The 13,183-nt window shown below is 62.1% G+C and carries 15 protein-coding genes, 1 tRNA gene and 1 pseudogene; 10 read left to right on the top strand and 7 right to left on the bottom strand.

The window, feature by feature from the left end:
- Nucleotide 1 precedes the first annotated feature (1 nt).
- The 4 genes from QMO80_RS02865 to QMO80_RS02850 are packed head-to-tail and all read left to right on the top strand — an operon-like array spanning nt 2 to nt 3,768.
- Nucleotides 2–316 carry a DUF2849 domain-containing protein gene (locus QMO80_RS02865; RefSeq protein WP_064838392.1) on the top strand — a complete coding sequence of 105 codons (315 nt, stop codon included), beginning with the start codon at nt 2–4 and terminating at the stop codon, nt 314–316.
- A gap of 8 nt (nt 317–324) precedes the next feature.
- On the top strand, nt 325–1,995 hold the full coding sequence (locus QMO80_RS02860) for a nitrite/sulfite reductase (RefSeq protein WP_283198819.1): 1,671 nt from the start codon (nt 325–327) through the stop codon (nt 1,993–1,995).
- A 10-nt stretch (nt 1,996–2,005) separates the two neighbouring features.
- Nucleotides 2,006–2,518: a DUF934 domain-containing protein gene (locus QMO80_RS02855; protein ID WP_283200095.1), complete on the top strand. Its 513-nt coding sequence runs from the start codon at nt 2,006–2,008 to the stop codon at nt 2,516–2,518.
- A 38-nt stretch (nt 2,519–2,556) separates the two neighbouring features.
- Entirely contained in the window at nt 2,557–3,768 is a 1,212-nt protein-coding gene (locus QMO80_RS02850) for a UbiH/UbiF family hydroxylase (RefSeq protein ID WP_283198818.1), read from the top strand.
- Here QMO80_RS02850 and QMO80_RS02845 read toward each other — a convergent pair.
- Together QMO80_RS02845 and QMO80_RS02840 are read right to left on the bottom strand one after the other, a co-directional pair.
- Complete coding sequence (locus tag QMO80_RS02845) at nt 3,736–4,698, bottom strand: AEC family transporter (protein ID WP_283198817.1); 963 nt, start codon at nt 4,696–4,698, stop codon at nt 3,736–3,738. The genes QMO80_RS02850 and QMO80_RS02845 overlap by 33 nt on opposite strands.
- A gap of 176 nt (nt 4,699–4,874) precedes the next feature.
- Nucleotides 4,875–5,783: an MBL fold metallo-hydrolase gene (locus QMO80_RS02840; RefSeq protein WP_283198816.1), complete on the bottom strand. Its 909-nt coding sequence runs from the start codon at nt 5,781–5,783 to the stop codon at nt 4,875–4,877.
- Between the two features lie 301 nt (nt 5,784–6,084).
- Here QMO80_RS02840 and tnpA point away from each other — a divergent pair.
- Nucleotides 6,085–6,513: pseudogene (gene tnpA / locus QMO80_RS02835) on the top strand (IS200/IS605 family transposase); the annotation flags it as partial.
- Nucleotides 6,514–6,618: 105 nt separating this feature from the next.
- On the opposite strand, the gene QMO80_RS02830 reads toward tnpA, so the two are convergent.
- Nucleotides 6,619–7,368, bottom strand: coding sequence for a cytochrome c biogenesis CcdA family protein (locus QMO80_RS02830; RefSeq protein ID WP_071086633.1), 750 nt, complete (start codon nt 7,366–7,368; stop codon nt 6,619–6,621).
- Between the two features lie 345 nt (nt 7,369–7,713).
- On the opposite strand from QMO80_RS02830, the gene QMO80_RS02825 reads away from it, so the two are divergent.
- Nucleotides 7,714–7,789: transfer RNA gene (locus tag QMO80_RS02825), tRNA-Lys, on the top strand.
- Between the two features lie 73 nt (nt 7,790–7,862).
- Here QMO80_RS02825 and QMO80_RS02820 read toward each other — a convergent pair.
- Nucleotides 7,863–7,988, bottom strand: coding sequence for a hypothetical protein (locus QMO80_RS02820; RefSeq protein WP_283200260.1), 126 nt, complete (start codon nt 7,986–7,988; stop codon nt 7,863–7,865).
- Nucleotides 7,951–8,178, bottom strand: coding sequence for a hypothetical protein (locus tag QMO80_RS02815; RefSeq protein WP_283198815.1), 228 nt, complete (start codon nt 8,176–8,178; stop codon nt 7,951–7,953). The genes QMO80_RS02820 and QMO80_RS02815 overlap by 38 nt, the downstream gene beginning before the upstream one ends.
- A gap of 188 nt (nt 8,179–8,366) precedes the next feature.
- Between QMO80_RS02815 and QMO80_RS02810 the strand changes: the two genes are divergently transcribed.
- Nucleotides 8,367–8,570, top strand: a complete 204-nt coding sequence (locus tag QMO80_RS02810; protein WP_283198814.1) for a CsbD family protein — start codon at nt 8,367–8,369, stop codon at nt 8,568–8,570.
- A 176-nt stretch (nt 8,571–8,746) separates the two neighbouring features.
- Entirely contained in the window at nt 8,747–8,917 is a 171-nt protein-coding gene (locus tag QMO80_RS02805) for a hypothetical protein (RefSeq protein ID WP_283198813.1), read from the top strand.
- A gap of 306 nt (nt 8,918–9,223) precedes the next feature.
- Here the strand turns inward: QMO80_RS02805 and QMO80_RS02800 are convergent, their stop codons facing one another.
- Nucleotides 9,224–9,682 (bottom strand): DUF3237 domain-containing protein, encoded by a 459-nt coding sequence (locus tag QMO80_RS02800; protein WP_283198812.1) that lies wholly within the window; start codon nt 9,680–9,682, stop codon nt 9,224–9,226.
- Between the two features lie 107 nt (nt 9,683–9,789).
- Here QMO80_RS02800 and QMO80_RS02795 point away from each other — a divergent pair, with 107 nt between their 5' ends.
- On the top strand, nt 9,790–10,647 hold the full coding sequence (locus QMO80_RS02795) for a LysR family transcriptional regulator (RefSeq protein ID WP_283200094.1): 858 nt from the start codon (nt 9,790–9,792) through the stop codon (nt 10,645–10,647).
- A 117-nt stretch (nt 10,648–10,764) separates the two neighbouring features.
- Nucleotides 10,765–12,279 (top strand): FAD-dependent monooxygenase, encoded by a 1,515-nt coding sequence (locus QMO80_RS02790; protein WP_283198811.1) that lies wholly within the window; start codon nt 10,765–10,767, stop codon nt 12,277–12,279.
- 502 nt (nt 12,280–12,781) lie between these two features.
- On the opposite strand, the gene QMO80_RS02785 is transcribed toward QMO80_RS02790, so the two are convergent.
- Nucleotides 12,782–12,964: a hypothetical protein gene (locus QMO80_RS02785; RefSeq protein ID WP_283198810.1), complete on the bottom strand. Its 183-nt coding sequence runs from the start codon at nt 12,962–12,964 to the stop codon at nt 12,782–12,784.
- Nucleotides 12,965–13,183 lie beyond the last annotated feature (219 nt).

Genomic DNA, 13,183 nt, shown 5'->3' with positions numbered 1-13,183 from the left:
TATGGTAGACAAGGTTCTGACGGCCAACCGGCTGACGGACGGCATTGCCGTCTGGCTGGATGCGAACGGCAAGTGGTCCACCTCGCTGCAGGAGGCGCTTGTTGCCCGTCATAACGAAGCCGTCGAAGCGCTGGAGGCGATCGGCAAGAAGTCCTATGCCGACAACGAGGTGGTTGACGTCGCCGTCGTCGACGTTCAGGAAACCGACGGTATTCTCTGGCCGCTTCGCCTTCGTGAGCGCATCCGTGCGCAAGGTCCGACCATGGAATATGCACCGGGCTACGCTCCGGCCGATCCCGAATTCATTGCAGTCTGAGGAAGACGATGTACCGTTACGACGAATTTGACCATGCCTTTGTCAGCGAGCGTGTCGAGCAGTTCCGCGACCAGGTTCAGCGCCGCCTTGCCGGCGAGCTTGCCGAGGATGCGTTCAAGCCGCTGCGCCTGATGAACGGCGTCTACCTGCAGCTTCATGCCTATATGCTGCGCATCGCCATTCCCTATGGCACGCTGAGCGCGCGCCAGATGCGTATGCTCGCCCATATCGCCCGCACCTATGACCGCGGTTATGGCCATTTCACCACGCGCCAGAACCTGCAGTTCAACTGGCCGAAGCTGTCGGAAATCCCCGATGCGCTCGCCGATCTTGCCAGCGTCGAGATGCATGCGCTGCAGACCTCGGGCAACTGCATCAGAAACGTGACCGCCGATCACTTCGCCGGTGCAGCCGCCGACGAGATTGCCGATCCCAGGCCTTATGCCGAAATCCTCCGCCAGTGGTCGTCGGTCCATCCGGAATTCTCCTTCCTGCCGCGCAAGTTCAAGATCGCCGTCACCGGCGCCGAGCGCGACCGCGCCGCCATCCAGGTCCATGATATCGGCTTGCACCTGAAGAAGAACGACAAGGGCGAGATCGGCTTTGCCGTCTATGTGGGCGGGGGCCAGGGCCGCACGCCGATGATCGCCAAGCTGATCCGCGACTTCCTGCCCGAGGAGGATCTGCTCTCCTACACCACGGCAATCGTGCGCGTGTACAATCTGCATGGCCGCCGCGACAACAAATACAAGGCCCGCATCAAGATCCTGGTGCACGAAACCGGCGCCGAGGAATTGACGCGCCAGGTGGAGGCCGAATTCGCCTCGCTCAGGGATAGTGAGCTGAAACTGCCGGAACAGGATGTCGAGGCGATCACCAGCTATTTCGCGCTGCCTGACCTGCCTCAGCGCGCCGAGGGCTGGGAAAACCTCGCCCGCTGGAAGAAGGCCGATCCGGCTTTCGCCCGCTGGGTCCAGCAGAATGTGCAGCCGCACAAGAACCCCGATTACGGCATGGTGACGATTTCGTTGAAGCCGATCGGCGGTATTCCGGGCGACGCCACCGACGCGCAGATGGATGCGATCGCCGATCTCGCCGAGGAATATGCTTTCGACGAAATCCGCGTCAGCCACGAGCAGAACCTGATCCTGCCGCATGTGGCGCTGGCCGATCTCGAAGCCGTCTATCGCGGTCTCGTCGCCATCGATCTGGCCGAAGCCAATGCCGGCCTGATCACCGATATCATTGCCTGTCCCGGGCTGGATTACTGCGCGCTCGCCAATGCGCGCTCCATTCCGCTGGCGCAGGAAATCTCCCGCCGCTTCGGCAGCGCCGAACGCCAGGCCGAGATCGGCGAGCTGAAGATCAAGATCTCCGGCTGCATCAATGCCTGCGGCCATCACCATGTCGGCCATATCGGCCTGCTCGGTGTGGAGAAGAAGGGCGCCGAACTCTACCAGATCACGCTTGGCGGCTCCGGCGACGAACATACCTCGATCGGTGAAATCATCGGCCGCGGCTTCGAGCCGGACCGGGTGACGGACGCGATCGAGACGATCGTCGACACCTATCTCGGCCTGCGCCTCGATCCGTCCGAAATCTTCCTTGCCGCCTATCGCCGCGTCGGACCGCAGCCTTTCAAGACCGCGCTCTATGGCGCCGCCGCGGAAGCGGCGTAAGGAGGCGATGATGACGAAGATCTGGAGAGAGACCGGTTTTGTCGAGAACGATCCCTGGGTGATCGAGACCGACGAGGTGAAGGCGAGCGGGGAGCAGAAGCCGCTGCTCGGCCTCGACGAACTGATCGCCAAGGCCGACGAAAGCAATGATGTCGGCCTCGGCGTGCTGATCAAGCCGGCCGACGACGTGCGCCGGCTAGAGCCCTATCTATCCCGCCTCGACATCGTTGCCGTCGCCTTTCCGGCCTTCAACGACGGCCGCGCCTTCAGCCATGCCTCGCTGCTGCGCCAGCGTCTCGGCTATACCAACGAGCTGCGCGCCGTCGGCGACGTGCTGATCGATCAGGTGCCGCTGATGCAGCGCGTCGGCATCGACAGTTTTGCTGTCAGCAATGCCACGGCGCTGAAGCGGCTTTCCGAAAACCGTCTTCCCGCCATTCCCCATCATTATCAGCCGGCGGTGCGTGACGCCGAAGCCGGCAAGGGCTATAGTTGGCGCCGTCAGGCGAAGCCGGCCGCATAAGCGGCCGCTCCGTCTTTTCACGATGACGGAACGGTAGCATGAAGACATTCGAAGTGGCGGTGATCGGCGGCGGCCTCGCCGGTATGATCGCGGCAATCGCGCTCGCCCGCGGCGGCCGCAGCGTGGCGCTGGTGGCGCCCGTTGCCGCAAAGGAGGACCGGCGCACCACGGCGCTGATGGATCAGTCGATCCGCTTTCTCGATCGGCTGGCGCTCTGGGACAAGCTCCGCCCGGCGACGGCACCTCTTGCCAGCATGCGCATCATCGACGGCACCGACCGGCTGCTGCGCGCGCCGACCACCACCTTCCGCGCCGCCGAAGTGGGCCTCGATGCCTTCGGCTATAATTTCCCCAACAAGGCGCTGACCGCGATCCTCGAACAGGCCACGGCCGACGAGGGCAATATCACCCGCTTCACCGATATGGCCGAATCGATCGAGATCTCGGCCGAGAAAGTGTCGATCGCACTAGCCGGCGGCGAGACGCTTTTCGCCGATTTTGCCGTCGGCGCCGATGGTCGCGGCTCGAAACTGCGCGAAACATCAGGGATCGGCGTGCGCAACTGGTCTTATCCGCAATCGGCCATGGTGCTGAATTTCGCCCATTCCCTGCCGCACCAGAACATTTCGAGCGAATTCCACACCAAACACGGCCCCTTCACCCAGGTGCCGCTGCCGGGAAGCCGCTCCAGCCTGGTCTGGGTGCAGGATCCCGCCGAGGCAGCAAGCCGCATGGAATTGCCACTTGCCGAACTCGGCCTCCTTGTTGAGGCGCGCATGCAGTCCATGCTCGGCAAAGTAAGTGTGGAAGAGGGCGTCCAGCTCTGGCCGCTGTCGGGCATGATGGCGCATCGTTTCGGCAAGGGACGCATCGCGCTGATCGGCGAGGCCGCCCATGTCTTCCCGCCGATCGGGGCGCAGGGGCTGAACCTCAGCCTGCGCGATATCATGGCGCTGACCGACATCCTTTGCGACAGGGCGGAATTGCCGGTGCCAGCCGATGCCGGCGAAAGTTTCGACCGCAAGCGCCGTGCCGACATCATGACGCGCACCGCAAGCGTCGATCTTCTCAACCGCTCGCTGCTCTCGGATTTCCTGCCGGTGCAGATGCTACGGGCCGCCGGCCTGCATATCCTCTCGGCCATTCCGCCGCTGCGCAGCATCGTGATGCGCGAAGGCATCGAGCCCGGCCGGGGCTTCCGCGATATTCCCGATGCGCTACGGGAAAAGCTGAAGCGGAAGAAGGCCTGAGCGGATCGCGAGCAGCCACAGCGAAACCGTCGCCACCGAAAGCACCGTCGTGATCAGGATCGTCGCCGAGGCGCGCTCCTGCCACACTCCATATTGCTGGCCGATGACGAAGACATTGGTCGCCGTCGGCAGCGAGGCGAGCAGCACGGCAGCCTGGATCCACACTGACTCGAAACCGCCGACAGCAGTCAGCGCCAGGAAAACCACGATCGGATGCAGGATCAGCTTGGCCGGCACGATGTAGCCGATCTCCGCCGGGACTCGTTTCAGCGGCCGCAGCGCCAAGGTCACGCCCATGGCAAACAGCGCGCAGGGCGCCGCCGCCTGGGCGAGGTAATCGACGAGCCGCTGAAACGCCAGCGGCTGGTCGAGATGCAGGGCGGCGACCGCAAAACCTGCCGCCGTCGACAGGATGAAGGGATGCAGCGCCACTTTGCGGGCGATATCGGCGGCAAGCCGTCCGGCGGAACGCCTGTCGTCGCCGGCCGCCGCCATCAGCGCCGGCGCCACGATGAAATGCAGCGCATTCTCGAAGCAGATGATCAGCGCCACCGGCACGGCAGCGCCTTCGCCGAGCGCCAGCAGCGCCAAGCCCGGACCCATATAGCCGATATTGCCATAGGCGCCGGCGAAGGATTGGATTGTGCAATCGGCGAGTGAATTGCCGCGCACGAGGCGGCCGATGAGAAAAAGCAGGATGAAGACCGCATAGGTGGCCGCGATATCGGTGACGATGAAATCGACGCGCGTCAGCTCTTCGATCGGTGTGCGCGAGACGAGCTTGAAGAACAGAGCGGGCAGGGCGGCATAGATGATGAAGGTATTCAGCCAGCCGAGCGCTTCGGCCGGCTGCTTCGTCGCCTTGGCGGCGGCATAGCCGATGAGGATCAAGCCGAAGAACGGCAGGAGCAGGCTGACGATATCGGCCAAGAGGTCTTCCAGTGCGCGGGGATTACAGGCGGGTAGGGATCCGCTTTAAAGCAATTCCAGCCAAAGTGCACAGCGGTTTTGCTGGAGTTGCGTGAAAACAAAGAGATAGAGCGTTTTCGTCGTTCGAAGAAAGACGGAAACGCTCTAATTTTATTGAGGCCTAACCTAACGAGCGGTCAGTAGTCCCAGAAGGCCGGTACCCAGCGAAAGGCGTCGCCGTCGACCGCTACCCGGCCGACGGACGGGAACGGCAGGTGAGTGGCCACCAGTTGCTCGCCGGTCTCCGCCAGTTCCCGTAAAAGACGAACCCGAACGCGAGCCGCCTCCTCCGGGTAGTGTTCGAAGCCGTTATACCAGTCGGGGTGTTCAAACCCGACCGCGAACACGGCGTCGCCGGCAAACATCAGCCGGTCCCCACCGGACGCGATGCGGATGACGCTGTGCCCGGGGGTGTGGCCGCCGGTGCGATGGACGACCACGCCCGGCGCCACCTCGTACTCCTCGTCGAACAGCCGCAAATGGCCGCTGTATTCTTTCGCGAACTGCTTGGCAGCCGCCCGAAGCGCGTCCGGGAAGCCCGGCGGCATGGAAACGTGGGAGAAATCGGGCGCCTCCCAGAACTTGACTTCGGCGGCGGCCACGTGGATCCGCAGGTCCGGACGCAGTAGGTCCTTAACCCCGTCGACGAGCAGCCCGCCAATGTGGTCCATGTGCATGTGGGTCAGCACCACGTCGGTCACGGTCGCAAGATCGATGCCGGCCGCCTCCAGTCGCTTGATCAACTGTCCGGCTCGCGGCAAGTGCAAGTCCGGATCGACCCCCAGCCCGGCGTCGAGGAGTATGGTCTGGCCGCCGCTGCGCACCACGACGACGTTGAGCGCCCAATCCAAAGCGTCCAGCGGCAGGTACATGTCTTTCAGCCAAGCCGCCCGGGCGGCCGGATCGGCGTTGTGGCCCAGCATTGCGGTTGGGAGCGGCAGCACTCCATCACTGACCACCAGCACCTCAATCTCGCCGATATTAAGTGCGTAGCGCGACGGAACCAACTCGTCGAGCCGAGGGCTCATCTTTGTCTCAAGGTTCATGTTCGTCTCCTTATGACCGCCGCCTTAAACACGGCACTGACGACGCTACACGGAGGCGTGTCTGCGATCGATTGGGTCGAGGGATAAGGGGGAGTGGGGCCAAGGACAGGGCGAGCTATACCACCGCATAGGTCTTGTCATGCAGGTTGCGTGAACCGGATCGATCGACCGGCCGTGCTTGATATAGCGTCAGCGGGAGCCCCCGGCTTTGCCGGGGAGGCAGTAGCAGTTTGACAGTTCCGGCAGTCCATCGATGAAGGTTTGCAGTGTCGCCACCACGCAGACACAAGGACCGACACCGATGGACGCTTATGAAAGCCTAAGCCACAGCGTATTTGAGTGCAAATATCACGTTGTGTTCATACCGAAATACCGGCGCAAGACACTCTATGGAACATTGGGGCCGCACCTTGGAAAGGTATTCCGCCAACTTGCGCAGCAGAAGGAGTGCCGAGTTGAGGAAGGGCACCTGATGCCTGACCACGTGCACATGCTTTTGTCGATCCCGCCGAAATATGCGGTGAGCCAGGTTGTTGGCTACATGAAGGGCAAGAGTGCGATCCACCTTGCCAGGACCTATGCCGAGCGCAAACGAAACTACGCCGGGCAGCACTTTTGGGCGCGGGGCTATTTTGTCTCGACCGTTGGGAGAAACGAGGAAGCGATCAGGCAATACATTCGCAACCAGGAGAAAGAGGATTTGAGGCTGGAGCAACTTGAAATGTGGAAATTATCCGCCTTTAGGCGGTTCCAGCCCGTCGGGACGCAATTGCGTCCCGCTCAAGCCGCTTTGAGCGGCTCATATCCTAAAGCCCCCGGCTTTGCCGGGGGATATTTACCCGATCTGCATCAGGATCGGAAAAGTCTGCTGAAACCAGATCGCCACGTCGCTGACCCATCCGAACAGGAAGGCGAGGCCGGTCAGCACGAGGAAGACACCCATCACCTTTTCCACAGTGCCGAGATGGCGGCGGAAGCGCGAGAGGAAGCGCATGAAGGCCCCGGAGAAGCCGGCGGCGATCCAGAAGGGGATGGCAAGGCCGAGCGAATAGACGGCGAGCAGCCCGGCGCCGGAACCGACCGTCTCGCGCGAGGCGGCGACGCCGAGGATCGCACCGAGCACCGGGCCGATGCAGGGCGTCCAGCCGAAGGCGAAGGCAAGGCCCATGACATAGGCGCCCGTCAGCGTCGCCGGCTTGCCGCCGCCCTGGAAGCGCGCCTCGCGGGCAAGGATCCCTAACCGGAAGAGGCCGAGGAAATTCAGCCCCATGACGATGATGATCAGCCCGCCGAGCTTCGACAACAGGTCGAGATGCTGGCGAAGCGCCATGCCGATGCTGGAAGCGCCGGCGCCAAGCGCCACGAAGACGGTGGCAAAGCCGAGCGTGAACAGCAGGGCCGAAAACAGCACGCCGCGCCTGATATCGGGCGCGACCGCAACCGCGCCGCCGCCGCGAAACTGCTCGACTGAGATGCCGGCCATGTAACAGAGATAGGGCGGAACGAGGGGAAGCACGCAAGGCGAAAGAAAGGAAAGCGCCCCTGCTATCAACGCGCTCCACAGGGAAATATCGGCAATCGACACACATTCTCTCCGGCTGCAATCTGCGCCCTGTTCCTAGCTTTGCAGGGCGTGGATTGCCAATCACCTTTTTGCGTTTGATTGGCGGCCTGTCCGGATCGTGCGGTCAGGAGCGACAACCGCTGTGGGCCGTAGAACATCGCCAAAGATTCGATGACTGCTCGCCGCCGATTTCTCGTCGTGTGCCTTGCGCTCGCAAGATATGTGGCTTGCGCTCGCAAGATATGTGGCTTGCGTCGGCAAGAAATGTGCCGACTGCCGGAAAAAGCCGAATTTTTCGGTTGACCGCAATGGGTCGCCTGCCTATGTTCCGCCCACTTCAGCCGGGGTGCTTCACCCGCGGAGCGGGAGAGCGTAGCTCAGCCGGTAGAGCAACTGACTTTTAATCAGTAGGTCTCGGGTTCGAACCCCGACGCTCTCACCATAAAATCAATAACTTACCGGAAAATTTGTGAGATTTGTGAGGCGAAATTCCTCACACGCCTCACACGGCGGTTTTAGTTGGTCAACCGCTTCTGCGTCGCCTCGATCCGCTGCAGAATCTCTTTCACCACGCGCAGGTCGCCGGTCGAGCGCAGCTCGTTGTCATGAATATCCGCCAAAAGCCAAAAGAAGTGCGCCAACCGCAATCACAGCCAGGGCTGGCCAATTTTGCGATACGCCGAGGAATCTGAGGCCTTGGTGCCGTGGTTCCAGCGTGCTGCCGCCTTGCGGCATCTGGTGCGGGTCACTCGGCCTTCGGCTGAGCGTCGACCGAAAGAGAAAAACGAGCCCTCCAATTATGAGGGCCGCACCGATCAGGATTGCCCACATCGTCGCCTCCGCTAGGGACCAGGGTGTAGGTTAAACCAGATCAGGATCTGATTGTTCCCGCGTCACCACCGCTACGCGATTGTTCATGAAATCGACCCGCGCCATCGGGTTTTCGAATCGCCCATTGTCCATCGGAACACTTACCCTTCATCCCCGTTCCTCTATTCCAACGATAGGAGGAAATACCCATGGATTGGAATCGCGTTGAAGGTAACTGGAAGCAGATGAAGGGCAAGGTAAAGGAGCAGTGGGGCAAGCTGACTGACGATGACCTTGATATCATCGATGGCAAGCGCGACCAGCTCGAAGGCAAGATCCAGGAGCGCTACGGTTACGAAAAAGACCGTGCAAAGAGAGACATCGACGACTGGTACGGCCGCCAGCCCTGGTAAGCGAGACATCGCCTGTCTCAAGCCGCCGGCATTTGGTCGGCGGCTTATGTGTGCCGGTCGCGGCTTCGATGAAGTGCAACGCGGTAGGTGGGAAAGGCGATCATCGACAGACCTCCATTCTCGGAACCGGAAGCGCTCGCAGTGAATTTGAGCACTGAGCAATCTTGGAGATCGTCATGGACAGAACACCGAAAACGGCAATCCGTGGGATGATGTTGTACGTACTCGCTCTTCTCGTCCTGGGCGTTCTGGCGGGTGCCGCTTACACCCTCTATGGCCATCCCGCCGACCCGTCCGAGCGGCCGGCGGCGGAGACGATCCCGCAAAAGGCGCAGGCGCCGCGTTGAGGCACATCACACCAGCTTTTTGATTGATCGGCCTTTGAGAACAAACGGTGACCCGGGAAAGCACCTGCGACAGCGGCTTCCCACCCGGTCAGGTCGTGTTGAAACGGCCGGGTTCCACGGCAAGAAAGCAGCAAGCGGCAAGCAACCTGGCTTTGGAACGCAAGGCAGAAACTCTTGTCGCAAGTCGTTCCAACCAGTAGGGATCTCTATTTATAGGGAGAACAACCTGCGACACGGAATCAGCCTCTGCTGAGAGAAGCCGTTGCGTCATTATGCTTACCCATCGCCGATGGCTTGGTAGCTCATCTAGAGAATTTCAAATACGTCATACTCAACGCCGCCCGGACACCGTCCGCCCTGCGCAACGGCGACGATTTGGTTGAGCCACGCGTGCCGTGGCGCGGCCGTCTCGAAATAAGGAGTTGTCCGCAGATAATATTCGGAGGCGTCAACCGCTTCGCCGCGCGCCAGACGCTCGTCAACCGCCAGGGTGGAGCGCCTGATGCCGCGATAGGTCATCAAGATCAAATCGCCGTCATCGGTGACGAGCAGGAGCCTGACATCCTGCTGAAACGTACCGTCTGCGCGCGCAAGCAGGAGATCGGAGCCAATCAGCGGCGACACTTCGCCCTTCAGGCGCTCGCCCTCAAAATATCCGCCGGAAACGGAAAATATGCGGCGACCTCCGGCCGGCGTCTGGCCGAGCTCCAACGCCGGATGAAGTGTCATGAAAAGTCTGAATAAGGGCCGAGATTGCAGGGTCATGTCAGATCGCCTATTGTTGACTTCAACCCTAGCTGCAAGCGCTCTGTCCCAAAAACGCGCTTTGCTTGTGAGCATCACAAGAAAAACTCATCAAAAGCGAAGAGATGATGCGGCCGCCGTTGGAGTCCTTGCGAATTCTGGAAGCGTGCGTTTCTGCCGGCAGCTTTGCCCGTGCGGCCGAGCGTTTGTGCCTCACCCCAGCGGCCGTCAGCCTGCGTACCCGGTCGTTGGAGACCGAACTTGGCCAGCCGCTGTTCCGGCGCGCCGGGCGCCGCGTTGTGCCGACGGCTGCCGCCGCTGTTCTGGCGGGCCGAATTCGGGCGGCATTGGATGGCATTGCCGGCGCGCTTGATGAGTTCCAGGCGGCCATGCCACCGCTCCGGCTGACGGCGCCGCCGACATTCGCCTCGCGCTGGCTCGCCCCGCGGCTGTCCCGCTATCCCTCCGTGGGAACATCACCGATCGAGGTCGACGTCTCCGCCGATATTCGCGATCCCAGCGCATTTGACGTCGCCATACGGACAGGGCGTGGCGGATGGGAAGGGCTTGACGAATATCAGCTCGCCCCGGTCGAGGCAACTCCGATGCTGGCGCCCTCACTGCTTGGAACGAGAACCCTGAACGGACCGGAGGGGCTGGCCGATTTCGAGCTTTTGCCGCATCCGGATTGGGATGCCTGGTTCCAGGGTGCTCAATGCGAGACGCCGCCGGCTCTGCGGTTTGCGATGGTCGATTATCCCACGCACGAATTGGACGCCAGTGCGGCGGTGGCAGGTGTCGGCGTGGCGCTGTTGTCGCCGTCCTTGTTTCGACCGCTTTTGGAGAAAGGACTGCTGATCGCACCCTTCCCATATGTGCTGACCGGGCCGGCCTGGCATTTCGCGTTGATGCGCGCCGGCGACTCCCGTCCCGCGCCCAGGCAGCTCTGCGCATGGCTTTGTGAGCGGGCTCACGAGCCAGCCTGATAGGGAACGGCCTGCGCCAGCCCAGATCGACGGCATGCACGCCCGATCAATTTGGCTTCCCGGAAGCACTGAAGCCCCTATATCGCCCTCGGACAGTCGGAACGGAGGAGTTTGCGGATGAGAGAACATGCCGTCGTGATTGCCGGAGGCGGGCCGACGGGGCTGATGCTGGCGGGCGAATTGGCCCTGGCAGGTGTCGACGTCGCCATCGTCGAGCGCCGGCCGAACCAGGAGGTCGTCGGTTCGCGCGCCGGCGGGCTGAGCGCGCGCACGCTCGAGGTTCTCGATCAGCGGGGCGTGGTCGACCGGTTCCTCGTGGAAGGGCAGATCGCCCAGGTCACCGGGTTCGCCGTGACGCGGCTCGATATCAGCGATTTTCCGACCCGGCACAATTATGGGCTGGCGCTGCGGCAGAAGCATATCGAGCGCATTCTGGCCGGATGGATCGGCGAACTGCCGGTGACGATCTATCGTGGCCGCGAGTTGACCGGATTTGCGCAGGACGACACCGGCGTCACCATCGAACTCTCCGATGGTTTCAAGCTCAGGGCAGCCTACCTCGTCGGCTGCGATGGCGGCCGCAGTCTGGTTCGCAAGATCGCCGGCATTGAATTTCCGGGATGGGATGCGACGACCAGCAATATTCTCGCCGAGGCCGAGATGGAGGAGCCGCCGCCGCTCGGCGTCCATCGGACGGCGCTCGGCATGCATGCCTTCGGCCGGGAGGAATACGAAATCCGTGACGGCAAGGTCGTCTTCGCCAGCGAAGGTCCGATCAATGTCATGGTGACGGAAGAGACTGCCGGCGGCACGACCGAGCCGACGCTCGGCGATCTTAAGGAGGCCCTCATCGCCGCCTGCGGGACGGATTATGGCATCCATGGCCTGAGGTGGATTTCCAGGTTCACCGACATGTCGCGGCAGGCCGAGGCCTACCGCAAGGGCCGGATTTTCTTAGCCGGCGATGCCGCGCATGTGCATTCTCCGGTGGGCGGGCAGGGTCTCAACACCGGTGTGCAGGATGCCGTCAATCTCGGCTGGAAGCTGGCGCAAGTGGTGAAGGGAACTTCGCCTGAAAGCCTGCTCGACACCTATCATGCCGAGCGCCATCCAGTGGCCGCCCGCGTGCTGCGCACGACGATGGCGCAGGTCGCGCTGCAACGGACCGATGACCGCACCGAAGCCTTGCGGGACATCGTCTTGGAACTCCTCGCGACGGACGAGCCACGCAAGAAGATCGCCGCCGAAATGTCCGGGCTGGCGATCCATTACGACCTCGGCGAGGGGCATCCGCTGCTCGGCCGCCGCATGCCCGACCTCGACCTCACCACGCCCGATGGCCGGCACCGCGTCTATGCGCTGCTTCAAAATGCGCGGCCACTGCTCTTGAATCTCGGCGCACCCGGCAGCCTTAACATCGCGCGATGGGCAGGCCGCGTCCAACTGGTTGACGCGGGCTATGACGGCGCATGGGAACTGCCGGCGCTGGGCGCAGTCTCCGCCCCAACCGCAGTGCTGATCCGGCCCGATGGCTATGTGGCCTGGGTGGGCGAGGGGACGACGGATGGCCTCCGCGAGGCGATGAACAACTGGTTCGGAGCGCCAGCTAATGCCGGAAAGACTCCGACTTAAGCGGCCAGCGGCATAGGACCGCAATCCGATATCGCCTCGGCCTCTTTTTGACGAATCACGCGATGGAGCGCGGGTCGACCTCGGCGGACAAGGCGCGCAAATAACGTCCGGCCACGAGAGACAAGTCGCTCCCAAGCTTATCGATCCATCGGCGCCAGCGGGTGCCATCTCCATCCGATCGCCGTGGAGATAAGGCCCCATCGCCGCGATTTACATCAGCAAGGTCTTTAAATCAGCGAAAGCCAAAGAAGCTCAAAATTGCGAGCACGATGACGACAGCGCCGACAAGCCAGATCAAATTGTTCATTGGGAACCGTTCTCCTGTTTGAATTGAGCCAACCGTGACCCGTTGACTTAACTGCGGGGCGGGCTTGCGGTTCCCTAACCACTCCTATTGCTGCAACGCGGCGGCGCTCCCGCAAAGCGGGGTTCGGCAGCGGCTTGCTTCGGCGGCCCGGCAATCGCCGCGAGGCGCTGAACGAATGTCGGGCCGCCGGGGTATTCAATAACTGCACGAGCGCGCGTTGCCGGGCCTGAAGCCGCCCGCGCAGGCCGGGTTGATCGATGTATCCCGTTGGTACTGAAAATCCTCGCGATCGGGCTTGCCGGGCGAGGTGCAGGAAGCCGTAATCGCGGACGCGCCGAGCAGCGCCCCGGCTGCGACAAATGTCAGAAATCGATTCATCTGGGCTCTCCCTTGCGGAGTTGATCTTGGTCACAATCTACCACGCCGTCACGAGCCTATACGAAAACTTCCGGCGCGCTCGATCACGCTTAGCTGAACACGTGTGCGATGGGTCAGCCAACCTTGAGCATGTGCGTTTGAACCTTGATCGCTGATCAATTCACTCAAGATAAGCTCATCGGGCTATTCTGCCGTTATGGAAGTAGTTGCGGATGCTTT

The sequence above is a fragment of the Rhizobium sp. BT03 genome, from assembly GCF_030053155.1.
Classification (GTDB): Bacteria; Pseudomonadota; Alphaproteobacteria; order Rhizobiales; family Rhizobiaceae; genus Rhizobium.
The sequence above is the reverse complement of the archived record's forward strand: the minus strand, read 5'-3'. Positions and strand labels throughout refer to the sequence as shown.

What these genes read in the sequence shown, in the direction of transcription:
- QMO80_RS02865 (WP_064838392.1), top strand. Translation starts at nt 2, where the DNA reads ATGGTAGACAAGGTTCTGACGGCCAACCGGCTGACGGACGGCATTGCC.
- QMO80_RS02860 (WP_283198819.1), top strand. Translation starts at nt 325, where the DNA reads ATGTACCGTTACGACGAATTTGACCATGCCTTTGTCAGCGAGCGTGTC.
- QMO80_RS02855 (WP_283200095.1), top strand. Translation starts at nt 2,006, where the DNA reads ATGACGAAGATCTGGAGAGAGACCGGTTTTGTCGAGAACGATCCCTGG.
- QMO80_RS02850 (WP_283198818.1), top strand. Translation starts at nt 2,557, where the DNA reads ATGAAGACATTCGAAGTGGCGGTGATCGGCGGCGGCCTCGCCGGTATG.
- QMO80_RS02840 (WP_283198816.1), bottom strand. Translation starts at nt 5,783, where the DNA reads ATGAACCTTGAGACAAAGATGAGCCCTCGGCTCGACGAGTTGGTTCCG.
- QMO80_RS02815 (WP_283198815.1), bottom strand. Translation starts at nt 8,178, where the DNA reads ATGTGGGCAATCCTGATCGGTGCGGCCCTCATAATTGGAGGGCTCGTT.
- QMO80_RS02810 (WP_283198814.1), top strand. Translation starts at nt 8,367, where the DNA reads ATGGATTGGAATCGCGTTGAAGGTAACTGGAAGCAGATGAAGGGCAAG.
- QMO80_RS02805 (WP_283198813.1), top strand. Translation starts at nt 8,747, where the DNA reads ATGGACAGAACACCGAAAACGGCAATCCGTGGGATGATGTTGTACGTA.
- QMO80_RS02800 (WP_283198812.1), bottom strand. Translation starts at nt 9,682, where the DNA reads ATGACCCTGCAATCTCGGCCCTTATTCAGACTTTTCATGACACTTCAT.
- QMO80_RS02795 (WP_283200094.1), top strand. Translation starts at nt 9,790, where the DNA reads ATGCGGCCGCCGTTGGAGTCCTTGCGAATTCTGGAAGCGTGCGTTTCT.
- QMO80_RS02790 (WP_283198811.1), top strand. Translation starts at nt 10,765, where the DNA reads ATGAGAGAACATGCCGTCGTGATTGCCGGAGGCGGGCCGACGGGGCTG.
- QMO80_RS02785 (WP_283198810.1), bottom strand. Translation starts at nt 12,964, where the DNA reads ATGAATCGATTTCTGACATTTGTCGCAGCCGGGGCGCTGCTCGGCGCG.